This window comes from Amycolatopsis lexingtonensis, assembly GCF_014873755.1.
Classification (GTDB): Bacteria; Actinomycetota; Actinomycetes; order Mycobacteriales; family Pseudonocardiaceae; genus Amycolatopsis; species Amycolatopsis lexingtonensis.
In genome coordinates, this window is record NZ_JADBEG010000001.1 from 4,772,822 (window position 1) to 4,796,444 (window position 23,623).

The window sequence follows — 23,623 nt, forward strand, 5'->3', positions numbered from 1 at the left end:
AGTTGCCGATCAGGTGATCTACAGAGCCATCAAAGAAGAAATCTTCCAATGCCCATCAACCCGCCGAGCCGTAACCCCCAACTGAGCCACCGAAGAAGAAAGCACCCCGCCCGAACCCACCGTCTGCTGATCCAGGAACAACAACAAAGAAGCATCATCACCGACAAGAGAACGCACCCCAACGGCCCGCACAGTCGTCGTCCGAACCAGCTTCTCCGCCGCAGCCCGAGTACGAGCCGACGCGAACTGGGCCTGATACTGCCCCACCGCCTCCCCCGTCAGAACCTCCGAAGCCGCCCGCTCGGTCCGGGCCAGATTCGAGTAGTCGTAAGAAAAAACCGACTTCACCGCATCACTCACCTCAGCCGAAACCGCGGCAGTGCCGGCGGAATCCACCAAAGCCCGGTTGTCGCCAGGAGACAGCGAAGCCGTCTCGACGCCGAACCACACCGCACAGCCCAGGGCCAGCGCCACGACCAGGACAAGCGCCCGGATCACGAGCCCGCCGCCTGGACACCGGAGACCTTCCAACCCGACGCCGACCGTGAGACGTCCACCGTCAGCCGGTTCAGCTTGGGGGTGGGCGGAGAGCCGCCGGAAGAAATCCGAACGTCCAGGACCGCCAGCAAGCGGGCCGAACCCGCGGTGACGTCGATTTCCGTCACCGCCGCTTGGACCAGGGATGCCGTGGACACCGTGCGGGCTGTGGTGGCGCGGTCGATCTGGACCTGGCGGTCGCCGGACAGGTCCTTTCCGTACTGGCCGGTCGACGCCGAGATCCAGCGGTCGACGTCCGCGGCCGCCGAGTGGTAGTCGATCGTGTTCAGGGTGACCAGCTGGGGGCCGGCCGCCGCCAGTACGGCGTCGCGCTCGCGGCCGCGGGCCGAGGCGTCGTCGGACGCGGCTCGCCACCACGTCCAGCCGGTGAAGGCCGCTGCCAGTACGGAAAGTACCGCGAGCACCACGAGGAGACGGAGTTTCACGGCGCGCCCAGCAGCCGGCCGAGGCCGCCCGACGACGGGCCCGTCAGCAGGCTCAGCATCCCCGGGAGCGGCTGAGGCGCCGAGGCAGCGGTCTGTGAAGGCGCTGCGGGAATCGCGGGCGGTTTGCCGGCGTAAGGGGCGTTTTGGGAGCCGCGCACCCCGGTCGGGCTGCCCGGCGGCTCGGCGCAGTAGGCGTTCATGTTCACCGGGGCCTCGGTGAGATCGTTCGCCGGACGCTGCTTCGTCCCCTCGTAGCCCTTCGTGCACGAAGCGGGGTCGAAGAAGTTGAACACCACGCCCAGGTGACCGGTGCCGTCCGGGGACGTCGACGGCGAGAACGCCCCGATGATCGGGTACGCCACCAGCAGTTCCTCGATGGAATCGCGACGGGACGACGTGATTTGCGCGGTGGTCAGCAGGTTCGCGAACAGCACGCCCAGGTCGGTGCCGGACGCGGCGAGCACGTCGCTGATCTGCCTGCTCAGCTGCGGCGCCTCCGCGATCACCCGCCGCAGGTCCGGGTCGGACTTCTTGAGCTGGCCCGAAATCGTGCGGAGACCGGAAGCGAAGTCGGTGATGTTCGCCGCCTGCCGCTGCTGCGTGTCCAGCACGACCCGCGAGTTCGCGAACAGCCCCTGCGTCTGCGGGATGTACTGGGTGGCGACGGCGGTCAGCGAGCCGGTGCTGTCCAGCAGCTGCTGGAGTTCCGGTCCGGTGCCCGCGAACGCGTTGTACGTCTCGTCGACGACCGTCCGCAGCGAGTCCGGGTGCACGCTCGCGACAAGATCGTCCAAATGCGACAGCACGGTGTCCGGCGACGGCGGCAGCGACGTCTTGTCCGCCGTGATCACCGAACCGTCCTTGAGGAACGGGCCGCCGTCGTGCAAGGGAAGCAGGTCGACGAACTGCTCCCCCACCGCCGACCGGTTGGCCACCTGGGCGTGCGCGTCGGCCGGGATGTCCGGGGCGCCGGCGTCGATGTCGAGGGCGACGTCGACGCCGTGCTCGGTGAGCGTCATGCCGGTCACGCGCCCGACCGTCACCCCGCGGTAGGCGACCTCGGAGTTGACGAAGATGCCGCCGGAGTCGGTGAGCTGCGCCGTGACGACGTAGCCGCGGTTGCCGAACAGCCGGTCCAGCCCGGCGTAGCGGCCGCCCGCGTAGACGACCGAAACCACCGCGATGACGACGAACGCGAACAGCTGGATGCGGATCTTGCGCGTGGTCACCGGCCACCCCCGATCAGGCCGAGCAGGCCGCCCAGCAGGTTCGGGCCGGCGGCCTGCGGCACGGAACCCGCGTTGGGCAGCGGCAGCGGCGGCGCGACCGGCGCCTGCCCGCCGATGGTCTGGGGCAGCGCGATCGGCGGCTGCGACGAGTTGGTGAAGTTCTGGATCAGCGTGTCGAGGTCGAGGTTCACGTTCGCCTCGACGTTCGCGTAGTCGCCCTTGATGACGTTGCCCGCGTAGTCCGGGAACGGGTAGGTCAGCAGGATTTGCAACGCGTTCGGCAGGTTCTGGCCGGCCTCGCCGAGCTTGGTCAGCGTCGGCTGCAGCGCCTTGAGGTTCGCGACGAGCTGGTCGCGGCTCTTCGTCACGGTGTCGACCGCGACGCCGGACAGCGTGTTCAGCGCGTTCAGCATGCCCACGAGCTGGTCGCGCTGGTCGGTGACGATCTTCAGGCCCGGCGCCAGGTTGTCCAGGGCGTTCGACAAGTTCTGCGTTTGCCCGGTCAAAGTGTGAGACAGCTTCCCGAGCCCGTCGATCGCGCGGAGGATTTCGGTGCGGTGGCCGTCCAGCTGCGTGGCGAGTTCGTCCACTCGGGACAGCAGCGCGCGGATCTCCGGTTCGTTGCCCGACAGCGCGTCGTTGAGCTCGTGGCTGATCTTCTGGATCTGCTCGACGCCGCCGCCGTTGAGCAGCAGGGAAAGCGCGCCGAGCACCTCCTCGACCTCGGGGTTGCGGTTGGTGCGCCCGAGCGGGATCTGCGCGCCATCACCCAGATGACCGGCGGCCGGCTCGGCCGTGGGCACGCTCAGCTCGACGAACTTCTCGCCCAGCAGTGACGACTGCTTCAGCTCGGCGCGCGCGTTGGCGGGCAGCGCGATGTCGCCGTTGACGGTCATCGCCACCAGCGCCGAGCGCGTGTCCGGCGTCAGGGAAATCTTGTCGACCCGCCCGACGGCGACGTCGTTGACCTTGACGCTCGACTGCGGCACCAGGTCCAGGACGTCGGTGAACAGCGCGGTCACGTGGTACGGGTGGTCGCCGACGTCGGCACCGCCGGGCAGCGGCGTGCCGTAGAGGCCGTTGAACCCGCCGTCGCTGCAGCCGGCCAGCACGAGCAGCCCGGCGAGCACACCTGCGAACCGCTTCACTTGGCACCACCCGAAAGCTGCTCCATCACGTCGACGAGCGGGAGCGGCAACGGCGGGAGTGTCCCGTTCTGCAGGGAGTTGAGCACCTGCGGGATGGTCGGCAGCTTCAACGCCCCGTCCAGCACCGGCGCGAGCTGCTTGCAGATGTTCCCCAGCGCGTCCGGAAGCTGCTTCGGCGTGAACGAGCTGATCAGCCGGCAGACGGTGAGGATCGGCGGGTTGGTCAGCTCGTTCAGGTTGTCGCGCACGGCGATCGTGCCCGAAGCGGCGTCGTAGGAGTTGATGAAGTTGGTCGCGCCGGTCGGGGCGATGTCGAGCACCTCGGCGAGCGCGGCCCGCTGGTCGACCAGGACCTTCGACAGCGACGCCAGCTTGTCCACATTGGACTCCAGGGCCGCCTTGTTGTCGTTGACGAACGTCTGGACGTCGCCGAGCGCCCCGCCGAGGGACTGCAGAGCCGCGCCGACTTCGGAGGAGTCCGCCGCGAGGAACTGGCTGACGTCGGCGACGCGGCCGTAGAACTCGTTGAGCTGCTGGTCGCTCTGGGCCAGGGCGCCGGTGAAGGAGTTGAGGTTCTGCACGGTCGAGAACAGGTCGTCCTTCGAACCGTCCAGGGTCTTGGCGAGTTCGGCGAGCTGCCCGACCGTCGAATTCAGCGAAGCGCCGTTGCCCTTCAACGTGTTCGCCGCGGTGTCCAGGACGCCGGACAGCGCGCCGTCCTTGTTGGCGCCGTTCGGACCGAGCGCCGTCGACAGCTTGTCCAGGCTCGAGTACAGGTCGTCCAGTTCCACCGGAGTCGCCGTGCGGTCGCGCGGGAGGACCGTCCCGGTCGCCAGCGTCGGGCCGCTGTCGTAGGCCGGGGTCAGCTGGACGTACCGGTCGCTGACCAGGCTCGGCGCGACGACGACCGCGCCGACGTCGGCGGGCAGGGACACGTCGTCGTCGACGCGCATGTCCACGCGCACCGCGTCGCCCTGCGGCGTGACGCCGGTGACCTGCCCGACCGGCACGCCGAGCACCCGCACCGACGAACCGGCGTACAGCCCGACGGTCTTGCCGAAGTACGCCGACAGCGTCGTGCCAGTGGCCGCGCGGAACACCAGCCACAGCCCGGCGGTGACGACCAGCGCGACGATGCACGCGAACGCCAGCCACGTCACCAGGCTGCGCCCGCGGTAGGTGCGGATGGTCATCGGCCGCCCACCCCCTGGTTCGGCGCCGCGATCGGCGGGGTGCAGCCTTCGGGGTTGATGGTCACGACGCCGGCGTTGATCGTCGGCGGCAGCAGCCCGCACAGGTAGCCCTCGAACCAGCGGCCGTTGCCGGTGGCGTTGGCGCCGACGCGGGCGAACGGCGCCATCAGCTGCAGGCTCTTGTCGAGGTTGCCCTGGTTGCGCTGCAGGATGTCGGTCACCTTCCCGAGCTTGTCCAGCGTCGGTTTCAGCTGCGCGCGGTTGTCCTGGACGAGCCCGGTCAGCTGCTGCGAGAGCTGCTGGGTGCCGGTGAGCAGCGCGTTGATCGCCTTCTTGCGGTTCTGCAGCTCGCCCAGGAGCAGGTTGCCGTCGCTGATCACGCGCTGCAGCTGGGCGTTGCGGTCGGACAGCGTCTTCGACACCTGGCTCGTGTTGGCCAGCAGCGTGTGCAGGTCCGCGTCTCGGGAGGAAACCGTCTTCGCGAGGGACGACAGCCCGTTCAGCGTGTCCTTCAGGTACTGCGGGCTGTCCTTGAGGCTGTCGGACAACGCGTTGAAGCTGTCCGCGAGCTGCTTCGTGTCGATGTCGCCGACCGTCGTCGACAGCTGCTCGAAGGCGTCCTGCAGCTGGAACGGCGTGCGCGTGCGGGCCTGCGGGATCGTCGCGTCCGGTTCCTGGGCGCCGCCGCCCTTCGGGTCGAGCGCGAGGTACTTCTCCCCCAGCAGCGTCTTGATCTCGATGGACGCCGTGGTGGCGTCGCCGACCCGGACGTCCTTCACCCGGAACCGGACCAGCACCTGCTTACCGGCCAGCTTCACCGAGGACACCGTGCCGACCTTCACCCCGGCGACCTCGACCTCGTTGTCCGGCGCGAGACCGGCGGACTCGCCGAAGTACGCCGAGTACGTCGTGCCGTTGCCGAAGAACGGGAGCTGGTCGGAGAAGTACGTGGTGGCCGTGACGAGCACGATCAGCACGAGCGCGACCGCGCCGACTCCCGCCTGGTTGCGTTCCTTCAGCGGCTTCACGGACCACACCTCTCCGCGCGCTGCGTGCCGGGGATCGGGACGATCGGCAGGGTGATGTCGAGCGAGGAAATGCCGATGGTGCCGGTGATCCCGCACAGGTAGTAGTTGAACCAGCTGCCGTAGCTCAGCGTCCGGGTGAACTTCTGCAGGTTGCCCGGCAGCACCTCGAGGAGGTGGTTGAGCAGCTGGCCGGAGTCGCCGAGGTTCTGCGACAGCACGCCGAGCTGGGCGACGTCGTCCTTGAGCGCCGGGCGCGCGTCCGCCAGCAGGCCGGTCGTGGACACCGCGAGGTCGCCGAGCGCGCTCACCGCGTCGCCGATCGGCTTGCGCTGCTCGGCCAGGCCGCTGACCAGCTTCTGCGTCTGCTCGATGAGGTCGCCGAGCTGCGGGCCGTGGGCGTTGACCGTGCCGAGGACGGTGTTGAGGTTCGCGATGACCTGGCCGATCACCTGGTCCTTGCTCGCGATCGCCGTCGTCAGGGACGCCGTGTGCTGCAGCAGGCTGGTGATCGTGCCGCCCTCGCCCTGGAAGACGCTGATGATCTCGGCCGAGAGCTGGTTGACGTCCTTGGGGCTCAACGCCTTGAACAGCGGCTTGAACCCGTTGAACAGCACGGTGAGGTTGAGCGCGGGCTTGGTGCGCTCGGGCGGGATCGTGCCGCCGTCTTCCAGCGCCTTCTGCCCCGGGACGTCGGTGCCGAGCGCGAGGTAGCGCTGGCCGACCAGGTTGCGGTACTTGATCGTCGCGGTCACCGTCTCCGGCAGCCGGTAGGCGTGCTCGACGTCGAACCGCACCTGCGCCAGGTTGCGCTCGCCCTCGACCACCTCGATCGCGTCGACCTGCCCGACCTTGACCCCGGCGATGCGGACGTCGTCGCCTTCCTTGAGCCCGGACGCGTCGGTGAACTTCGCCAGGTAGCCGGACGTCTCGCCGAAGTTCGTGTTCGCGATGGTGGCCGCGAGGATCCCGGTGAACAGCACGGTGACGACGGCGAAGACCACGAGCTTGATCAGGGAGGGGACGAAGCTCCTCACTTCAGCTCCACCTCCGCCCCGCGGTACAGCGGCCCGACGAGCAGGCCTGCCCAGCCGGGCACGTCACCCGGCGCGGTGCCGAGCGCGGGCGAGGCGAGCAGGTCGATCAGGTCGTTCTCGTAGGCCGAGCCGACGATCGTGCCGTTCCCGCCGATCGCGCCACCGCCGGCGGGCAGCTCCTCGGGCGGGTACTTCGGCGGCGGGGGCTTGGTGGAGCCGTCCTTGATCGCGCCGTCCGGCGGGTACTGCGGCCACACCCCGGGGTGCGGGACGCTCGGGTAGCAGCGCGGCCCGCGCTTGTCCTCGTACTTCGGCTCGTCGACGCCGGGGAGGTACTTGCCGCGGCTGGCGGCGAACTCGATGGTGACCCGGCTGACCTCGGGGTGCGCGGTGCCCTTGCCGAACGCCAGCTCCGCGCGCGGGACCGACTCCGCGAGCTGCCGCATCAGGCACGGGTACTCGGGCGCGTACTTCGCCAGGACGTCGAGCGTCGGCTGGATCGCCGTGGTGAGCCGGATCAGGTTGTCCTTGTTGACCTGCAGGAAGTTCGTCAGGTCCACCGAAGCCGCGGTGACGGTGGCGTAGAGGTCGCTCAGCTGCGCGCGCTGGTCGACGATCGTGCGGCTCGTCGTCGTCAGGTCGGACAGCGCTTCGAGCAGGTCGGGCGCCGCCTTGTCGTAGGTGTCCGCGACGTTCGCCAGCCCGGTGATGTCAGCCTTCACGTCCGGCAGCGACGGGTTCAGCTTGCCGAGGTAGTCGCTCAGCTGCACGAGGGTCTGGCCGAGCTGCTTGCCGCGGCCCTCGAGCGCGGTCGACACCGCCGTCAGCGTGCTCGACAGCTTCTCCGGCTGGACGGCCTGCAGCAGCGGCATCACGTCGTCGAGGACCTTCTGCAGCTCGATCGCGGCGCTGCTGCGGTCCTGCGGGATGACGTCGCCGGCTTTGATCGGGCCTTCGGAGGTCTCGGGCAGCTGCAGGGCGACGTACCGCTCGCCGAACAGGGTCTTGGGCAGCAGCCGCGCGGAGACGTTCTTCGGGATGACGTGCGTCTTGCCCGGGTCGAGGGCCAGCTCCAGCTCGGCGTGGTCGCCCTTGGCCTGCACCGAGCGGACTTCGCCGACGAGCATGCCGCGGACCTTGACGTCGCCGCCCGTGCGCAGCTGGCTGCCGACCCGGTCGGTCTCCAGCTTCACGAGCGTCACCGGCGTGAACGCCTTGTTGTAGACGGCGAGCGTGAACGCGATGAACAACGCGGCCACGAGCAGGAAGGCGAGCCCCAGCACCTGGTACCGGAGCCGCTGCCAGAGCTCGCGCCTCATCCGGAGATCCTCACCGTCGTGTTCGCGCCCCAGATCGCCAGCGACAAGAAGAAGTCCAGCACCGAGATCAGCACGATCGACGTCCGCACCGCGCGGCCCACCGCGACGCCGACGCCCGCCGGGCCGCCGCTCGCGTTGAAGCCGTAATAACAATGGGACAGGATCACGAGCACGCTGAAGACGATCACCTTCCCGAACGACCAGAGGACGTCGCCGGGTGGCAGGAACAGCGTGAAGTAGTGGTCGTAGGTGCCCGCGGACTGGCCGTAGAGCCAGATGGTGATCTGGCGGGACGCGAGGTAGCTGGAGAGCAGGCCGACCGCGTACAGCGGGATCACCGCGGCGACGCCGGCGAGCACCCGCGTGGTCACCAGGTACGGCATGCTCGGCACGCCCATGACTTCGAGCGCGTCGATCTCCTCGGAGATGCGCATCGCGCCGAGCTGGGCGGTGAAGCCGCAGCCGACGGTCGCGCTCAATGCGAGCCCGGCCGACAGCGGCGCGACCTCGCGGGTGTTGAAGTAGGCGGAGATGAACCCGGTGAGCGCGGCCGTGCCGAGCTGGTTCAGCGCGGAATAGCCCTGCAGGCCCACGATGAGACCGGTGAAGAGCGTCATCCCGATCATCACGCCGAGCGTGCCGCCGATGACGGCGAGACCGCCGGTGCCGAAGCAGACTTCGGTGAGCAGCCGCAGCGTTTCCCGGCTGTAGCGGCGGATCGTGCGCGGCGACCAGGCGAGCGCTTTCGCGGCGAACGCGAGCTGCTTGCCGAGCCCTTCCAGGCTCTGGCCGGGGCGCGCGATGTACTCGAGCGTCCGGTCGGTGGTGTCGAGGGGCTCCGCCGTCATCACATGGCCTTCGGCGGGACGATCCGCAGGTAGATCGCGGTGAGCACGACGTTGATGAGGAACAGCAGCAGGAACGTGATGACGACGGCCTGGTTGACCGCGTCGCCGACGCCCTTCGGCCCGCCCGCCGGGTTCAGCCCGCGGAACGCCGCGACGACCCCGGCGACGAAGCCGTACAGCAGCGCCTTGATCTCGCTGACCCACAGGTCCGGCACCTGGGCGAGGGCGTTGAAGCTGGCCAGGTACGCGCCGGGCGTGCCGCCCTGCAGGACGACGTTGAAGAAGTAGCCGCCGAGTACGCCGACGACGCTGACCAAGCCGTTGAGGAGCACCGAAACGACCATCGCGGCGAGCACCCGCGGCACGATGAGGCGCTGGATCGGGTTGACGCCCAGCACTTCCATGGCGTCGATCTCTTCGCGGATCTTGCGCGCGCCGATGTCCGCGCACACCGCGCTGCCGCCGGCGCCCGCGACGAGCAACGCCGTGATCAGCGGGCTCGCCTGCTGCACGATGGCCAGCGCGCTGGCCGCGCCGGTGAACGACTGGGCGCCGATCTGCGCGGTCAGCGAGCCGAGCTGGAGTGCGATGACCGCGCCGAACGGGATGGCCACCAGCGCGGTGGGCAGGATCGTGACGCTGGCGAAGAACCAGCACTGCTGGATCCACTCGCGGAACTGGAAGGGGCGTTTGAAGATCGCGCGCAGGACCTCCCACGAGAGGGTCGCGAGCCGCCCGACCTGGGTCAGGGCCGCGGTTCCCGGGAGCGTGCCGGTACTTTCGCTCACCACACCTCCCAGTAGTAGTCGCTCACCCCCGAGTCTTCTCCACACCCGGTGCCCGATTTTCGTTAGCGGTGTTAACTGATCAGAAGTTCAGGGCGTGCGAGGCCGTGGCTCCGCCGTCCGCGACGAACTCCGCCCCGGTGCAGTAGGCGCTTTCGTCACTGGCCAGGAACAGCACCAGCTTCGCGATGTCTTCCGGCTGCCCGACCCGGCCGAGGGCGACCTTCTTGCCGACGTAGGACATGTCGACTTTCTGGCCGCCGGCCGCGGTCGAAACCATCTGGGTATCGATCGCGCCGGGGTGCACGGAGTTGACCCGGATGTGCTTCTTGCCGAGTTCCATCGCCGCGACCTTGGTCATCCCGCGGATGGCGAACTTGCTCGCGGTGTAGGCGACGAGGTACGGCATCCCGGCCAGACCCTCCACAGAGGACACGTTGACGATGGAGCCACCGCCGGCGGCGGTCATCGGTTCAACGACCGAGCGCATCCCGAGAAACGCCCCGATCTGGTTCACCCGGATCACGCGTTCGTAATCGGCCAGCGTCGTCTTGCCCAGCTCGGAGAAGTGCAGGATGCCCGCGTTGTTGACCAGCACGTTCGGCGCGCCGAACTCGGTGCGCACGCGCTCGACGGCGGCGGCCCAGTCGTCCTCGCTGCCGACGTCGAGGTGCTGGTAGACGGCGCTCTCGCCGAGTTCGGCGGCGAGCTGCTTGCCCTCGTCGTCCAGGATGTCGGCGACCAGCACCTTCGCGCCCTCGGCGACGAACGCGCGGGCCGCGGCCTCGCCCTGGCCGCGCGCGGCCCCGGTGACGATGGCGATCTTCCCGTCCAGCCTCAAGACTCCTCCAGGATTTCGGTGGCGGCGAACATCCGGCCGGGATCGCGCTCGGCGAAGAACGCGCTGACCGACGTCTCGAGCTCGTCCAGGCTCCAGCGCCGCTCGATGCGCGGGGCTTCGACCAGGGAAACCGTGCCGCCGTGGACCACGAACACCTGGCCGTTGACGTGCTCGGCGGCCGGCGAGGCGAGGTAGGCGACGAAGGGGGCGACGTGCTCGACCGAGAGCGGATCGGCGCCTTCGGCAGGGGCGGCGCCGAACACGCCCTCGGTCATCGCCGTCCGCGCGCGCGGGCAGATCGCGTTGGCGCGGACGCCGTACTTGGCGAGGCCGCGGGCCGCCGACATGGTGAGCGCGGTGATGCCCGCTTTCGCCGCGGCGTAGTTGGGCTGACCGGGTGAGCCGATCAGGAACGCCTCCGACGCCGTGTTGACCAGCCGGCCGTACACCGGCTTGCCGTCCGCTTTGGACCGGTCGCGCCAGTGCTTCGCGGCGTTGCGGGACAACAGGAAGTGCCCGCGCAGGTGGACGCGCAGCACGGTGTCCCAGTCGTCGTCGGACATCGAGAAGAGCATCTTGTCGCGCAGCACGCCGGCGTTGTTGACCACGATGTCCAGCCCGCCGAGGTCGAGCGCGGCCTGCGTGAGCGCGTCGGCCGTGGCCCGCTCCCCCACGTCGCCGGCGACCGCGACGGCCTTGCCGCCCGCCGCTTCGATCTCTTCGACGACGTCTTTCGGTTCGCCGATGTCGTTGACGACGACGGTGGCGCCGCGGGCGGCCAGCGCGAGCGCCTCGGCCCGGCCCAGCCCCGCGGCGGCGCCCGTGACGATCGCTGTCCTGCCGGTAAGGCTCACCGCGAGGCCTCCTCGTCGAGTCCCAGATGTCGGGCCTAGACTAGAATCTGTTCTCGGTTTGGGCAAGCCTTTCAGTGAACGGCGCTAACCGACGATGAACAGGGCATTCTTCGGACAGCCCTTGACCGCATCGGAAACACGTTCTACCTGATCGGCAGGCACCGGGCCCGGCTGGATCACCAGGTTCTCGTCGTCGTCGAGGTCGAACACGTCCGGCGCGAAGCCCACGCACACCGCGTTCGCCTCGCACGCCAGCCGATCAACGCCGATCTCCATGCTTCCTCCACCGCGCGAGCCCTGGTACAACTAGAACAGGTTCTACTATAACGCCGGATCGGGGTGACGGGTGCGGATCGACTACACGCCGGAGCAGCGCGCGCTGGCCGTCGAACTTCGGGAGTACTTCGCCGAGCTCATGACGCCCGAGCGTCGTGACGGCCTTCGCTCGGGCGGCGGCGAATACGGCGACGGCGCCGCCTACAAGGAGGTCGTGCGGCAGCTGGGCAAGGACGGCTGGCTCGCGCTGGGCTGGCCGAAGGAGTACGGCGGGCAGGGCAGGCCGATGCTCGACCAGCTCATCTTCACCGACGAAGCGGCCGTCGCCGGGGTGCCGGTGCCCTTCCTGACGGTGAACACCGTCGGGCCGACCATCATGCGCTACGGCACCGATGAGCAGAAGGCGTTCTACCTGCCGAAGATCGCGGCCGGCGAGCTGCACTTCTCGATCGGCTACTCCGAGCCGGAAGCCGGCACGGACCTGGCTTCGCTGAAGACGCGCGCGGTCCGCGACGGCGACGAATACGTCGTCACCGGGCAGAAGATGTGGACCAGCCTGATCGAGTACGCCGACTACGTCTGGCTGGCGGTGCGGACCGACCCGGAGGCGAAGAAGCACCGCGGGCTGTCGATGCTGATCGTGCCGACGTCTTCTCCCGGTTTCTCCTGGACCAAGGTGCACACGGTCGCGGGCGCAGGCACCAGCGCGACGTACTACGACGGCGTGCGCGTGCCGGTTTCGGCGCGCGTGGCCGAGGAGAACGCGGGCTGGCCGCTGATCACCAACCAGCTCAACCACGAGCGCGTCGCGCTGACGTCCGCGGCGCCGGTGCGCAAGGCGCTGTCCGACGTCCTGGCGTGGGCGAAGGAGACCGGCGCCATCGAGCAGGAATGGGTGCGGCTGCACCTCGCGCGGGTGCACACCGGCGCGGAGTACCTGAAGCTGCGGAACTGGCGGATCGCCTGGGCGGCCGCGGCGAGCGAGCTGGGCCCGGCGGAGGCGTCGGCGACGAAGGTGTACGGCACGGAGTTCGCGATCGAGGCCTACCGGCTGCTGATGGAGGTGCTCGGCGCGGCCGCCGTCGTCCGCGAAGGCTCGCCGGGCGCGCTGCTGGCCGGCCGGATCGAACGGCTGCACCGGTCGGCGCTCATCCTCACCTTCGGCGGCGGCACCAACGAAATCCAGCGGGACATGATCGCCGCGACCGCACTCGGCCTGCCCGTCACGCGCTAGGAGCGTTCCATGGACTTCACCCCTTCCGAAGCGTCGGCCGACCTCGCCGCGCTGAGCCGGCGGATCCTCGCCGACAAGGCCACCCACGACCCGCACGGCACCGGCGGCTTCGACGCTCCACTGTGGACGGCACTGGGCCAGGCGGGCGTCCTGGACGCGGCGCTGCCGTCGTCGCTGGGCGGCGGTGGGTTCGGACTGCTGGAGCAGTGCGCCGTGCTCACCGAGATCGGTCGCGCGGTGGCCGCGGTCCCCTACCTGCCGTCGATCACCATGGCGGCGTCGGCGCTGGCGGAGTTCGGCACGCCGGAACTGGTGGACCGCTGGGTGCTGCCGGTGCTGCGCGGCGAGCGCGTGCTGGCCGTGGCGTTGTCCGGGTTCACCGCGGTCGGCGGCAAGCTGTCCGGTTCGCGATCGGCCGTGGCGTCCGGCGCGTTCGCGCACGGGTTCCTGGTCGCCGCTTCGGACGAGGTCTTCCTGGTCGACGCGGCCGCGCCCGGGGTGTCCGTGCGGCCACAGCGGACGACCGACCACGCGGACGCCTGCCTGCTGGAGCTGTCCGACGCGCCCGGCGTCCCGCTGGGCGACATCGGCGAATGGCTGCGCCTGCGCGGAACCGTGGGCGTCTGCGCGCAGCAGCTCGGCGTCGTCGAACGGGCACTGGAGCTGACCGCGGCGTACGCGGCCGAGCGCAAGCAGTTCGACCACGTCATCGGCGGCTTCCAGGCGGTCCGCCAGCGCCTCGCGGACGCCTACGTCGACGTCGAAGCGGTTCGCCTGACGACCCTGCAGGCCGCGTGGCGGCTGGACTCGGGCCTCCCCGCGACGGAGGCGGTGGCGACGGCGAAGTTCTGGGCCGCGGAGGCGGGCCACCGGGTGGCGCACACGACGGTCCACGTCCACGGCGGCGTCGGCATCGACGTCGACCACGTGGTGCACCGCTACTTCACGGCGGCGAAGCGCCTGGAGTTCGAGCTCGGCTCGGCGACCTCCCAGCTGCTGGCTCTGGGCGACGCCCTCTAAGCCGCGTACGTCCAGAACTCGCGCATCAGCGGGGTCGGGTCGGGGCTGGTGAGCTCGACCTGGGTCAGCAGCACCGAAACCGTGCCGGTCGACGGGACGACGTGCCACGCCGTGCCCGCGCCGCCGACCCAGCCGTAGCGGCCCGCGAACTCGCCGGGTTGCCGCGGGTCGACGTCCACCGAACCGCCGTAGCCCCAGCCCTGGCCGTGCAGGAACTCCCGCCCGGCTTCCCGCTGCACCGGCGTCAGGTGGTCCGTGGTCATCGCGTGCACCGACCGGGCCGACAGCAGCCGCCGGTCGCCCACCGTGCCGCCGGCCAGCAGGAAGCGGCCGAACGCGAGCAGGTCGTCGGCCGTCGACACGAGCCCGCCGGACCCGGACGGGAACGACGGCGGCGTGCTCCACCGGCCCTCCGGCGAGTCGATCAGCCGGAGCCCCTCTTCGCCGCGGCGGTACGCGCTGGTCAGCCGGCCCAGCGCCGCCGTCGGCACGGTGAATCCGGTGTCGGCCATGCCGAGCGGCTCGAACAGGTGCTCCGCCAGGAACTCCGGCAGCGGGCGGCCGGTGACCCGCGAGATCAGCATGCCCTGCAGGTCCGAGCCGGTGTCGTAGAGCCACGCCTCGCCCGGCTGGTGCAGCAGCGGCACCTGCGCCAGCGCGGCCAGCCACCCGTCCGGCGTGAGCCCGCGCGGCGGCGCCGCCGGGTGACCGAGCACCTGCAGCAGCAGGTCGACGGCGGGCAGCGTCATGTCGGCCGCGAGCCCGTACCCGCACCGGAAGGTCAGCAGATCGCCCACGGTGATGGGCCGGACGGCGGGCACCACGTCGTCGACCGGGCCACTTGGCGTGCGCACCACCATCGGTGACGCGAGCTCCGGCAGCCACCGCTCGACCGGGTCGTCGAGGGTGAGTTCGCCTTCGTCGACGAGCAGCAGCACGGCCGCGGCCGTGATCGGCTTGGTGAGCGAGGCGATGCGGAACAGGGAGTCCCGCACCATCGGGACGGTGTGCTTGGTGTCGGCCGAGCCGACGGCCGCCGCTTCGACGTGCTCGCCGCGCGCGACGAGGGCCACGGCGCCGGGGAGGTCGCTCGTGTGCCGGGTCAGGACGTCGGTGAGAGGTGACATTTCAGTTCCTGGGTCGCTCACACGGCCGGTGCCGGGAGGGGTCGGTCGCGCTGGCCGGCCGCACGGACCGGTGCCGAGGCGAGTGGGCGCGGGGCGGGTCGGTTGGGGCAGCCGAGCGGATCGATCGCACGGACCGGCGGCGGGACGAGCCGGTCGCGGTGGCCAGATCAGCCGAGCGCGTCGGCCGCACGACCCGGCGCCGAAGCAGGTCGGTGCCGGGCGGGTCGGTCGGCGTAGCCGGATCAGCCGAGCGGATCGATCGCACAGGCCGGCGGCGGGACAGGCCGGTCACGGCGGCCGGATCAGCCGAGCGGGTCGGCCGCACGGACCGGCGCCGAATCGGGTCGGCGCCGGGTGGGTCGGGCAGCTCGGCCATGTCAGTCCAGCGGGTTGATCGCGCGGAGGCGGCGCGGGCCGGTGTCGGGGCGGGTCGGCGGGAGGCCCAGCACCAGGCGCGCGTTCGCCACGAAGGCGCCGTCCGGCGAGGCCAGGATCGGGTCGAGCACCAGCGAGCGCACCTCGGGGTTGTCCTCCGCGAGCGCGGCCACGCGCAGCACCATGTCCTGCAGCGCGGCCAGGTCGGCGGGCTCGTCGCCGCGGTAGCCGGTGAGCAGCGGCGCCGTCCGCGGTTCGCGCAGCAGCGTGGCCGCGTCGACGTCGGTGAGCGGCACCGCGCGGTAGGCGCGGTCCCCCAGCAGCGTGCTGACCAGCCCGGACAACCCGAACGAGACGAGCGTGCCGAACGACGGGTCGTCCTGCAGCCCGATCACGCACGACAGGCCCTTCGGCGCCATCCGCTGGACGTAGACGTCGTCGTCGCCGGAGATCTCGCGCAGCGTTTCGTAGGCGGTGCGGACCGAGTCCGCCGAGGCCAGGTCGAGGCGCACGCCGGCGAGGTCGGGCCGGCCGCGCAGGCGTTCGTCGACCGCCTTGAGCGTCACCGGGAAGCCCAGCTCGGCCGCCGCCGCGACCGCTTCGTCCACAGTGGACACGATGCGGAACGGCACGACGTCGATGCCGTAGCAGCCGAGCAGCCGCACGACGTCGGCGTCCGAGAGCAGCGTCGTCTTGCCGCTTTCGGCGTCCAGGAGTTCGCGGACGAGGCCCTGCGCCTGTTCGGTGTGGATCCCCTGCGGCCGCACGAGCGTGCCCTGCGGGCGCTGCCGCCACGCGGCGTACCGGACGACCCTCGCGAGCGCGTTCACCGCGCGTTCCGGGCTCGGGTACGACGGGATCGACCCGCGCGTCGGCACGCCGTCGCCGGAAAACACCGCGAGCTCGTCCGGCACGCCTTCGGCCGCGAGGAACGTCGAGACGATCGGTTTGCGCTGCCCCAGTTCGACCACCGTCTCGCGCAGGGCGCGCGCGTAGGCAGTGCCGGGAATGGCGATCGGCGGCGCGAAGACGACGACCAGCGCGTCGGTCTCCGGCGAGGTCAGCGCCTCGCGGACGGCCTTCGCGAAGTCCTCCGGGCCCGCCTGCGGCCCGACGTCCACCGGGTCCGACGCCAGCCGCAGCCCCTGCATGCGCGCGGTGTCGGCGGCCAGCAGTCCGATCGCGCTGGAGTTGCCGACGATCCCGACCCGCGGCCCGGCGGGCAGCGGCTGGTGGGCGAACACGAGCGCGGTGTCGAACAGCTGCGCCAGCGACTCCACCCGCACCACGCCGGCCTGTTCGAACAGGGCCTGGACGCTGGCTTCGTCGATTTCCGTGGACGTTGCGGCCAGCTGCGGGCGGACCGCGTGCCGCCCCGACTTCACCGCGACGATCGGCTTCGTCCGCGCGAGCCGCCGGGCCAGCCGCGCGAACTTGCGCGGGTTGCCGAAGGACTCGAGGTACAGCAGCACGAGATCGGTGTCCGGGTCGGTTTCCCAGTACTGGAGCAGGTCGTTGCCGGAGACGTCGGCGCGGTTGCCCGCCGAGACGAACGTCGACAGCCCGAGGCCGCGCGCTTCGGCGTCGGCGAGGATCGCCGTGCCCAGCGCGCCGGACTGGCAGAAGAACCCGGTGCGGCCGCGGCCGGGCAGCCGCGGCGCGAGCGTGGCGTTCAGCCGGATGCCGGGCGCGGTGTTGAGCACGCCGAGCGCGTTCGGCCCGACCACGCGCATGCCGTGCGCCCGCGCCTCGCCGACCAGCCGCAGCTCGGCGTGCAGGCCGTGCGGCCCGGCTTCGGCGAACCCGCTCGACAGGATCAGCAGCGTCTTCACGCCCTTGGCCAGGCAAGCGTCCAAAACGGACTCGACGGCCTCGGCGGGCACCGCGACGACGGCGAGGTCGACCGGGTCCGGGATGTCCAGCACGGACGGGTACGCGCGCACGCCCCGGATCGCGCGGTGCTCCGGGTTGACCGGGTAGACGGTGCCGGTGAACGCGGCGGCCAGCAGGTTCACGAAGGCGACGTGGCCGACCTTGTTCGGCTCGGCGGAGGCGCCGATCACCGCGACCGACGCCGGGTGCAGCAGGTTGTGCACGCTGCGCGCCTCGGCCGCCTGCTCCCGGGAGCGCGCGACGGCGAGCGACTCCTCGGTCGGATCGATGTCGAACTCCAGGTGCAGCACGCCTTCCTCGATCTCGCGGCTGACCTGGTAGCCGGCGTCGCGGAAGACCCGCACCATGGCGGCGTTCTCGGCGAGCACCTCGGCGACGAACCGGCGCAGCCCGCACTCGGACGCGGCCGCGGCGAGGTGTTCGAGCAGGATCGAGCCGAGCCCGCGCCCCTGGTGCGCGTCGCTCACGACGAAGGCGACCTCCGCCGAAGGCCCGTGGTCCAGCCGCTCGTACCGCCCGACGGCCACGATGTCGTCGCCCAGGAATGCGGCGAACGCGACGCGATCGTGGTGGTCGACGGTGGAGAACCGCTTCAGGTCCTTCTCCGGGATCCGCGGGTAGGCGCCGAAGTAGCGGAAGTACCGCGTGCGCTCGGACAGCTTCCCGTGGAAGGCGACCAGCCCGTCGGCATCCGTGGGCACGATCGGGCGCAAGTGGACGGTGCCGCCGTCGGACAGCACGACGTCGGCTTCCCAGTCGCGGGGGTAGTCGAAGGGGTCCCGGCCGGCCATGATCAGTCCCTCGGGTCGTCCGGGTCGAGGCCGTGCAAGGGGAACACGGCACGGCGCGTATCCCGGACGGCGATGTCGACGGGGTCGTCCTCCCCGTCGCCCCACGGCTTGAACCCGGTGTCGCGGTCGTCGGTCATCGCCCGCGGGAGTTCGGCGTGCGGCGCGGCCTTCCCGACGGTGGTGGTCCAGCCCGGCGGCAGCGGCGTCGCCGGGTCGACGTCCCGGCCGAGGACGGTGGCGATCAGGTGCGTCCACGACCGCGGGACCACGCGGATCAGCTGGTAGCCGCCGCCCCCGACGGCGATCCACTTGCCGCCGGCGTAGGTCTCGGCGAGGTCGCGGAGGGTGGCGTAGATGGTGCGGTGCCCGTCGACGGACAGCGAGAGGTCGGCGAGCGGGTCCTCTTCGTGCGAGTCGACGCCGCACTGGGTGAACAGCAGCTGCGGTTCGAAGTCGGCGAGCAGCGAGGGCACGACGGCGGTGAACGCCCGCAGCCACCCGGGATCCCGCGTCCGCGGCGGCAGCGGGATGTTGACGGCGGTCCCGTCGGCCTTCCCCCGCCCGGTCTCGGCGGAGTAGCCGGTCCCCGGCCAGAGCGTGAAGGGGTGCTGGTGCAGCGAGATCGTGAGGACGCGTGGGTCGTCGTAGAAGGCGGCCTGGACGCCGTCGCCGTGGTGGACGTCGGTGTCGATGTAGGCGATCCGCTCGAAACCGTGGTCGAGCAGCCACGAGATGGCGACGGCGCAGTCGTTGTAGACGCAGAACCCGGCCGCCTGGTCCCGCATGGCGTGGTGCAGCCCCCCGGCGATGTTGACCGCCCGGGTGGCCTCGCCCTCGGCGATCTTGCGCGCGGCGAGCAGCGTGGACCCGACGACGAGCGCGGAGGCGTCGTGCATGTCGGAGAAGACGGGGTTGTCGGCGGTCCCGAGCCCGTGCCCGACATCCCACCCGACGAGCGGCGCCTCCCGCACGGCGGCGAGGTATTCGGGAGCGTGGACCCGGAGGAGTTCTTCGTCGCCGGCGCTGGTGGGGACGAGGAGTTCGACGCCGTCGAGGACGCCGAGTTCGGTGGCCAGCCGGACGGTGAGCTCCAGCCGGACGGGGTTGAACGGGTGATCCCCACCCAGGTCATAACCGAGAAGGGCGGAGTCCCACACGACGGCCGGCGACATAGTGTCCGACTGTAGTGCCGTTCGGGGGACTGTGTGGACCCGAAAGGGCTTGGGGGTGGGCTCCGCCCGGGGGTGGAGTGGCTCGGCCGGCGCGGGCGTCCCTGGCAGCGTCGTGGTCGTGGCCCGCCGGGAGGGGCGGGCGACGTCATGAACGACTCTTTCATGTCGTCGGGCGAGGTGAACGGGTCGTTCATGACGGGCCGCCCCAGGGCTCCGGCAAAGTCGCGTTGGTGCAGCCCGCAGCGTTGCACCAGCGTCTTGAATGACTCATTCAGGACCTCCGAAGACCTGAATGACTCATTCAAGACGTCGGGCGAGCGGGTCACCGACGGCAGAGCGGCCCGGCCGCGTGACTTTGCCGGGACCCCGGCCGTGATGTCGTGAACGACTCGTTCAGGTCGTCTGGTGAGGTGAACGACCCGTTCATGACGTGCGGGCAGCCGGATCGGCCGTGCTGATCCGACTTTGCCAGGGCCCTGACGGGCCGGCCGGTGAGCGGGGAGCGCTCAGCCGGGCAGGGGGCCGGTCGCCGCGGGGCGGTCCGGGTTGCGGGACCAGTGGGACCACGAGCCCGCGTACAGGCCCGCGCCCGGGTGGCCGGCCAGTTCCAGGGCCAGGACCACCGAACTCGCCGTCACCCCTGAGCCGCAGTAGGCGCCCACCGGCTCGCCGGGGCGCAGGCCCAGGTCTGCGAAGCGGGCCGCCAGCTCGGCCGGGGCGTGCCAGCGGCCGTTGTCGGCGATGTGCCCGGAGAACGGGGCGTTCACCGCGCCCGGGATGTGACCCGCGCGCGGGTCCACCGGCTCCGTCTCGCCCGCGTAGCGCGGGGTGGCGCGGGCGTCGAGCAGGAGGCCGTCGCGGGCCAGGGCCGCTGCCTCGTCCGCGTCGAGGACCGGCATCGCGCCCGGCCGGACCTCGATGTCGCCGGGCTCCGGGTCGGCCTGCTCGGTGCTGACCGGGTGTCCCTCGGCCGACCACGCCGCGTAACCGCCGTCGAGGACCGCCACCTCTTCGTGGCCCGCCCAGCGCAGCAGCCACCACGCGCGGGCCGCCACCGAGCCGTCGGCGTCGTCGTAGGCGACCACCGGGTGGCCGGTCCGGACGCCGGCCGCGCGCAGGTCGCGCTGCAGGTCGGCGGGGGCGGGGAGGGGGTGGCGGCCGCCTTCGCCCGGCTCGGCCGCGAGGGCTCGGTCGAGATCCACGAACACGGCGCCGGGCACGTGGCCCTCCCGGTAGGACTCGGCGCCGGGCGGGCCGGCGAGCCGCCAGCGGACGTCGAGGACGACGGGCCGCCCGGCGGCCGGGCCCGCCAGCGCGGCGGCGAGGTCGGTGGTGCTGATCAGCGGACGCATGCTCCCATCTTGCAGCGGCCCGGCACCCGGCCGCGCCGGGGTGCGGACATATCCCCCACCGGCGAGTTGTTATCCAGCAGGCCCGCCGCCGCTGTCGGTGCCAACGACTACGATGAGCAACGCGGACGAAGGGGACAGCGTGAACGATCTCATCGACACCACCGAGATGTACTTGCGTACGATCTACGAGCTCGAAGAAGAAGGTGTCGTTCCGCTGCGCGCCCGCATCGCCGAGCGCCTGCAGCAGAGCGGCCCGACCGTGAGCCAGACCGTCGCCCGGATGGAGCGCGACGGCCTCGTCGTGGTCGCCGACGACCGGCACCTCCAGCTGACCGACCACGGCCGCGAACTGGCCATCGCCGTCATGCGCAAGCACCGCCTGGCCGAGCGCCTCCTCGTCGACGTGATCGGGCTCGAGTGGGAGCACGTGCACAACGAGGCGTGCCGGTGGGAGCACGTGATGAGCGAGGCCGTCGAGCGCAAGCTGGTCAAGCTGCTCGACCACCCGACCACCTCCCCGTACGGCAACCCGATCCCCGGTCTGGACAAGCTGGGCGACGGCGACCCGGCCCCACCCGCGGAGGCCGACCTGGTCCGGCTCGACGAGTTCGCCCGCACCGGCGGCGGCCGCGTCGAGATCCGGCGCATCGCCGAGCACGTCCAGCTGGACGAGTCGCTGATGACCGAGCTCAAGTCCGTCGGCATCGTGCCGGGCGGCACGGTCACCATCGGCAAGGCCAACGGCGGGACCATCGAGGTCACCGGCGGGGACACCACCGCCCAGGTCGCCACCTCCGCGCTGCACGCCGTCCTGGCGCAGGCCAGGTGAGCCCCGCTTCGGAGGCCGTGGCGGCGTTCCGCACGGTCCACGGCACCGCGCCCACCGGCGTCTGGTCGGCGCCCGGGCGGGTCAACCTGATCGGCGAGCACACCGACTACAACGACGGCTTCGTGCTGCCGTTCGCCCTGCCGCACCGCCTGGCGGCCGCCGCTTCGCCCCGCGAAGACGGCGTCCTGTCCGTGGCCACCCTCGGCGACGACGGGCAGATCCAGCGCTCCGGCGAGCTCAAGATCGCCGACCTGGCGCCGGGCACCGTCGACGGGTGGGCCGCGTACCCGGCGGGCGTCGCCTGGGTGCTGCGTGACCAGGGCTTCACCGCCGGTGCCGACCTGGTCGTCGCCGGGGACGTGCCGTCCGGGGCGGGGCTGTCCTCGTCCCACGCGCTCGAGTGCGCGGTGTCGCTGGCGTTGCTGGGCCTGGCCGGCCTGGAGCTCGGCGCGCCCGGCGACCGCGTCCCGACGCGGTCCCAGGTGGCGCGGTGGGTGCAGCGCTCGGAAAACGACTTCGTCGGCGCGCCCACCGGCCTGCTCGACCAGACGGCGTCGCTGTGCTGCACGGAGTCGCACGTGCTGTTCCTCGACGTGCGCTCGGGCGAGCAGGAGCAGGTGCCGTTCGGCCTGGCCGAGGCCGGGCTGCAGGTGCTGATCATCGACACCCGCACCAAGCATTCGCACGCCGAAGGTGGCTACGGCGAGCGCCGCCGCGGCACCGAGCGGGCGGCCGAACTGCTCGGAGTGAAGGCGCTGCGCGACATCACCGTCGAAGGCCTCGCCGCGGCCCTCGACCGGCTGCCGGACGACTTGGTGCCGCTGGTGCGGCACGTCGTCACCGAAAACCAGCGGGTGCTCGAGACGGTCGAGCTGCTGCGCGCCGGGAAGCTGGCCGAAATCGGGCCGTTCCTGGACGCCTCGCACGTCAGCATGCGCGACGACTACCGGATCTCCACGGCCGAGCTGGACCTCGCGGTCGGCTCGGCGCGGGAAGCCGGCGCCCTCGGCTCGCGGATGACCGGCGGCGGCTTCGGCGGCTCGGCCATCGCGCTGGTCCGCGACGCCGACCTGGGGCGGGTCAAGGCGGCCGTCGAAGCGGCGTACGAAAAGGCCGGCTACCGGCGCCCACGGATGTTCACCGCGGTGCCCTCCCGCGGCGCCGGCCGCGACGAGGTCTGAGGACGTGCGGGTCCGCCCGGGGCAACCCCCGCGCGGACTCGCGCGTCGCCGAGGGGGAAGACTGAACCGCGTCATCACCCTCGGCAGAAAGGCCTGGACGTGTCGGAGCAGAGCAACGCCCTGAAGCTGGTCGTGACGGGCGGAGCGGGGTATGTCGGCAGTGTCTGCGCCGCCCGGCTGATCGAAGCCGGGCACCGGGTCACCGTGGTCGACGACCTGTCCACCGGGCACGCCGACGCGGTCCACCCGGACGCGCGGTTCATCGAAGGCGACGCCGCCGAAGTGGCGGGCAGCCTGCTGCGCGAGGGCTTCGACGGCGTGCTGCACTTCGCGGCCAAGTCGCTGGTCGGCGAGTCGATGACGGAGCCGGCGAAGTACTGGGAAGGCAACGTCGTCACGTCGCTGCGGCTGCTCGAGGCCATGCAGGAGCACGGCACGCCCCGGCTGGTGTTCTCCTCGACCGCGGCGACCTACGGCGAGCCGGAGCAGTCGCCGATCCCGGAGTCGGCGCCGACCCGGCCGACCAACACCTACGGCGCCACGAAGCTCGCCATCGACGCCGCGATCACCAGCTTCGCCACCGCGCACGGCCTGGCCGCGGTGAGCTTGCGCTACTTCAACGTCGCCGGCGCGTACGGCGCCTTCGGCGAGCGCCACGCCACGGAAACCCATCTCATCCCCCTCGTCCTGCAGGTCGCCTCGGGCGACCGTGAGCGCATCCAGATCTTCGGCGACGACTACCCGACGCCGGACCACACCGCGGTGCGCGACTACATCCACGTCGTGGACCTCGCGGACGCGCACCTGCTGGCGCTGAAGCACGCGACCGCCGGCGAGCACCGCATCTACAACCTGGGCAACGGCACCGGGTTCTCCGTCCTCGAGGTGATCGAGGCCTGCCGCGAGGTCACCGGCCACGCGGTGCCGGCCGCGGTGGCCCCGCGCCGCGCGGGCGACCCGTCGGTGCTCGTGGCGGCCAGCGACCGGGCCCGGGAAGAGCTCGGCTGGAAGCCGGAGCGGACCGAGCTGGCCGGGATCGTCCGTGACGCCTGGGAGTTCACCCAGGCCCGGCGGGCTACCCAGGGCTGAGGCACCGGGGCGGTGGGCGAAC

Annotated in this window: 22 protein-coding genes; 5 read left to right on the forward strand and 17 right to left on the reverse strand. The window is 71.3% G+C overall.

Annotation, left to right across the window (positions count from 1 at the left end; all coding sequences use genetic code 11):
• Window positions 1-18: 18 nt before the first annotated feature.
• From H4696_RS21225 to H4696_RS21285, 13 genes are all read right to left on the reverse strand, one after another.
• Entirely contained in the window at window positions 19-498 is a 480-nt protein-coding gene (locus H4696_RS21225; protein WP_086859819.1) for a hypothetical protein, read from the reverse strand.
• Window positions 495-983 carry a hypothetical protein gene (locus tag H4696_RS21230; RefSeq protein ID WP_086859817.1) on the reverse strand — a complete coding sequence of 163 codons (489 nt, stop codon included), beginning with the start codon at window positions 981-983 and terminating at the stop codon, window positions 495-497. Before H4696_RS21230 ends, H4696_RS21225 begins: the two co-directional genes overlap by 4 nt.
• Window positions 980-2,212 (reverse strand): MCE family protein, encoded by a 1,233-nt coding sequence (locus H4696_RS21235; protein ID WP_086859816.1) that lies wholly within the window; start codon window positions 2,210-2,212, stop codon window positions 980-982. Before H4696_RS21235 ends, H4696_RS21230 begins: the two co-directional genes overlap by 4 nt.
• The gene (locus H4696_RS21240) at window positions 2,209-3,360 is read right to left on the reverse strand and encodes an MCE family protein (RefSeq protein WP_086859815.1); all 1,152 of its coding nucleotides are present in this window, start codon (window positions 3,358-3,360) and stop codon (window positions 2,209-2,211) included. The genes H4696_RS21235 and H4696_RS21240 overlap by 4 nt, the downstream gene beginning before the upstream one ends.
• Window positions 3,357-4,553 carry an MCE family protein gene (locus tag H4696_RS21245; protein ID WP_086859814.1) on the reverse strand — a complete coding sequence of 399 codons (1,197 nt, stop codon included), beginning with the start codon at window positions 4,551-4,553 and terminating at the stop codon, window positions 3,357-3,359. The genes H4696_RS21240 and H4696_RS21245 overlap by 4 nt, the downstream gene beginning before the upstream one ends.
• Window positions 4,550-5,581 (reverse strand): MlaD family protein, encoded by a 1,032-nt coding sequence (locus H4696_RS21250; RefSeq protein WP_169734975.1) that lies wholly within the window; start codon window positions 5,579-5,581, stop codon window positions 4,550-4,552. Before H4696_RS21250 ends, H4696_RS21245 begins: the two co-directional genes overlap by 4 nt.
• A complete protein-coding gene (locus H4696_RS21255; RefSeq protein ID WP_086859812.1) occupies window positions 5,578-6,615 on the reverse strand; it encodes an MCE family protein in 1,038 nt (345 codons plus the stop codon). The genes H4696_RS21250 and H4696_RS21255 overlap by 4 nt, the downstream gene beginning before the upstream one ends.
• Window positions 6,612-7,934: an MCE family protein gene (locus tag H4696_RS21260; protein ID WP_086859811.1), complete on the reverse strand. Its 1,323-nt coding sequence runs from the start codon at window positions 7,932-7,934 to the stop codon at window positions 6,612-6,614. Before H4696_RS21260 ends, H4696_RS21255 begins: the two co-directional genes overlap by 4 nt.
• A complete protein-coding gene (locus H4696_RS21265; protein WP_167384618.1) occupies window positions 7,931-8,782 on the reverse strand; it encodes an MlaE family ABC transporter permease in 852 nt (283 codons plus the stop codon). Before H4696_RS21265 ends, H4696_RS21260 begins: the two co-directional genes overlap by 4 nt.
• A complete protein-coding gene (locus tag H4696_RS21270) occupies window positions 8,782-9,570 on the reverse strand; it encodes an MlaE family ABC transporter permease (RefSeq protein ID WP_086859821.1) in 789 nt (262 codons plus the stop codon). The genes H4696_RS21265 and H4696_RS21270 overlap by 1 nt, the downstream gene beginning before the upstream one ends.
• A gap of 79 nt (window positions 9,571-9,649) precedes the next feature.
• Entirely contained in the window at window positions 9,650-10,408 is a 759-nt protein-coding gene (locus H4696_RS21275) for a glucose 1-dehydrogenase (RefSeq protein ID WP_086859807.1), read from the reverse strand.
• Window positions 10,405-11,262 (reverse strand): 3-oxoacyl-ACP reductase, encoded by an 858-nt coding sequence (locus tag H4696_RS21280; RefSeq protein WP_086859806.1) that lies wholly within the window; start codon window positions 11,260-11,262, stop codon window positions 10,405-10,407. The genes H4696_RS21275 and H4696_RS21280 overlap by 4 nt, the downstream gene beginning before the upstream one ends.
• A gap of 84 nt (window positions 11,263-11,346) precedes the next feature.
• Complete coding sequence (locus H4696_RS21285) at window positions 11,347-11,538, reverse strand: ferredoxin (RefSeq protein WP_086859804.1); 192 nt, start codon at window positions 11,536-11,538, stop codon at window positions 11,347-11,349.
• A gap of 70 nt (window positions 11,539-11,608) precedes the next feature.
• Here H4696_RS21285 and H4696_RS21290 point away from each other — a divergent pair, with 70 nt between their 5' ends.
• Window positions 11,609-12,772, forward strand: coding sequence for an acyl-CoA dehydrogenase family protein (locus tag H4696_RS21290; protein ID WP_086859802.1), 1,164 nt, complete (start codon window positions 11,609-11,611; stop codon window positions 12,770-12,772).
• Between the two features lie 9 nt (window positions 12,773-12,781).
• Window positions 12,782-13,792 (forward strand): acyl-CoA dehydrogenase family protein, encoded by a 1,011-nt coding sequence (locus H4696_RS21295; RefSeq protein ID WP_086859800.1) that lies wholly within the window; start codon window positions 12,782-12,784, stop codon window positions 13,790-13,792.
• On the opposite strand, the gene H4696_RS21300 is transcribed toward H4696_RS21295, so the two are convergent.
• From H4696_RS21300 to H4696_RS21315, 4 genes are all read right to left on the reverse strand, one after another.
• The gene (locus H4696_RS21300; RefSeq protein ID WP_086859798.1) at window positions 13,789-14,919 is read right to left on the reverse strand and encodes a serine hydrolase domain-containing protein; all 1,131 of its coding nucleotides are present in this window, start codon (window positions 14,917-14,919) and stop codon (window positions 13,789-13,791) included. The two genes, H4696_RS21295 and H4696_RS21300, sit on opposite strands and share 4 nt — an antisense overlap.
• A 377-nt stretch (window positions 14,920-15,296) precedes the next feature.
• The gene (locus tag H4696_RS21305; RefSeq protein ID WP_086859796.1) at window positions 15,297-17,978 is read right to left on the reverse strand and encodes a bifunctional acetate--CoA ligase family protein/GNAT family N-acetyltransferase; all 2,682 of its coding nucleotides are present in this window, start codon (window positions 17,976-17,978) and stop codon (window positions 15,297-15,299) included.
• 2 nt (window positions 17,979-17,980) lie between these two features.
• Entirely contained in the window at window positions 17,981-19,150 is a 1,170-nt protein-coding gene (locus tag H4696_RS21310) for an acetoin utilization protein AcuC (RefSeq protein ID WP_086859794.1), read from the reverse strand.
• Window positions 19,151-19,656: 506 nt separating this feature from the next.
• Window positions 19,657-20,502: a sulfurtransferase gene (locus tag H4696_RS21315; protein WP_192782456.1), complete on the reverse strand. Its 846-nt coding sequence runs from the start codon at window positions 20,500-20,502 to the stop codon at window positions 19,657-19,659.
• A 112-nt stretch (window positions 20,503-20,614) separates the two neighbouring features.
• Here H4696_RS21315 and H4696_RS21320 point away from each other — a divergent pair, with 112 nt between their 5' ends.
• The 3 genes from H4696_RS21320 to galE all read left to right on the forward strand — a co-directional run bounded on the left by H4696_RS21320 (window position 20,615) and on the right by galE (window position 23,601).
• Window positions 20,615-21,331 carry an iron-dependent transcriptional repressor DtxR gene (locus tag H4696_RS21320; protein WP_086865273.1) on the forward strand — a complete coding sequence of 239 codons (717 nt, stop codon included), beginning with the start codon at window positions 20,615-20,617 and terminating at the stop codon, window positions 21,329-21,331.
• On the forward strand, window positions 21,328-22,512 hold the full coding sequence (gene galK / locus H4696_RS21325; RefSeq protein WP_086865274.1) for a galactokinase: 1,185 nt from the start codon (window positions 21,328-21,330) through the stop codon (window positions 22,510-22,512). The genes H4696_RS21320 and galK overlap by 4 nt, the downstream gene beginning before the upstream one ends.
• A gap of 99 nt (window positions 22,513-22,611) precedes the next feature.
• Window positions 22,612-23,601 (forward strand): UDP-glucose 4-epimerase GalE, encoded by a 990-nt coding sequence (gene galE / locus H4696_RS21330; RefSeq protein ID WP_086865275.1) that lies wholly within the window; start codon window positions 22,612-22,614, stop codon window positions 23,599-23,601.
• Window positions 23,602-23,623 lie beyond the last annotated feature (22 nt).

Excerpts from the sequence above, each read along its gene's own strand:
- H4696_RS21245 (WP_086859814.1), bottom strand. The coding sequence starts at position 4,553 with ATGACCATCCGCACCTACCGCGGGCGCAGCCTGGTGACGTGGCTGGCG.
- H4696_RS21260 (WP_086859811.1), bottom strand. The coding sequence starts at position 7,934 with ATGAGGCGCGAGCTCTGGCAGCGGCTCCGGTACCAGGTGCTGGGGCTC.
- H4696_RS21265 (WP_167384618.1), bottom strand. The coding sequence starts at position 8,782 with ATGACGGCGGAGCCCCTCGACACCACCGACCGGACGCTCGAGTACATC.
- H4696_RS21285 (WP_086859804.1), bottom strand. The coding sequence starts at position 11,538 with ATGGAGATCGGCGTTGATCGGCTGGCGTGCGAGGCGAACGCGGTGTGC.
- H4696_RS21295 (WP_086859800.1), top strand. The coding sequence starts at position 12,782 with ATGGACTTCACCCCTTCCGAAGCGTCGGCCGACCTCGCCGCGCTGAGC.
- H4696_RS21300 (WP_086859798.1), bottom strand. The coding sequence starts at position 14,919 with ATGTCACCTCTCACCGACGTCCTGACCCGGCACACGAGCGACCTCCCC.
- H4696_RS21305 (WP_086859796.1), bottom strand. The coding sequence starts at position 17,978 with ATGGCCGGCCGGGACCCCTTCGACTACCCCCGCGACTGGGAAGCCGAC.
- H4696_RS21310 (WP_086859794.1), bottom strand. The coding sequence starts at position 19,150 with ATGTCGCCGGCCGTCGTGTGGGACTCCGCCCTTCTCGGTTATGACCTG.
- H4696_RS21315 (WP_192782456.1), bottom strand. The coding sequence starts at position 20,502 with ATGCGTCCGCTGATCAGCACCACCGACCTCGCCGCCGCGCTGGCGGGC.
- H4696_RS21320 (WP_086865273.1), top strand. The coding sequence starts at position 20,615 with ATGAGCAACGCGGACGAAGGGGACAGCGTGAACGATCTCATCGACACC.